This window comes from Sphingomonas sp. Leaf10 (genome assembly GCF_001421245.1).
GTDB lineage: Bacteria > Pseudomonadota > Alphaproteobacteria > Sphingomonadales > Sphingomonadaceae > Sphingomonas.
The window spans coordinates 19347-19548 of the sequence record NZ_LMKE01000030.1 but is presented as its reverse complement, the minus strand read 5'-3'; the positions used below and the strand labels follow the sequence as shown (position 1 = coordinate 19548).

Annotated in this window: 1 protein-coding gene; it reads right to left on the bottom strand. The window is 67.8% G+C overall.

Annotated elements, in window-relative coordinates; all coding sequences use genetic code 11:
- On the bottom strand, positions 1-202 hold a 202-nt coding region (locus tag ASE59_RS20745; protein ID WP_235515802.1), incomplete at both ends, for an aldehyde dehydrogenase family protein.

Sequence of the window (202 nt, the reverse complement as noted above, 5' to 3'; positions counted from 1 at the left end):
CGGGGTGATGCCGGCACCGATGCCGATGGGCTGGCGCATCGAATAGACGTCGATGCCGGGGCCGGCGCCCTGGGTATAGTCGCCCTTCAGCAGATGCGGCACGCCGCAGGCGAATTCGATGACGTCGAGGCCGCGCTGGATATCGCCCTTGGCATCGGCGACGACCTTGCCATGCTCGCTCGACAGCAGTTCGGCGAGCGCG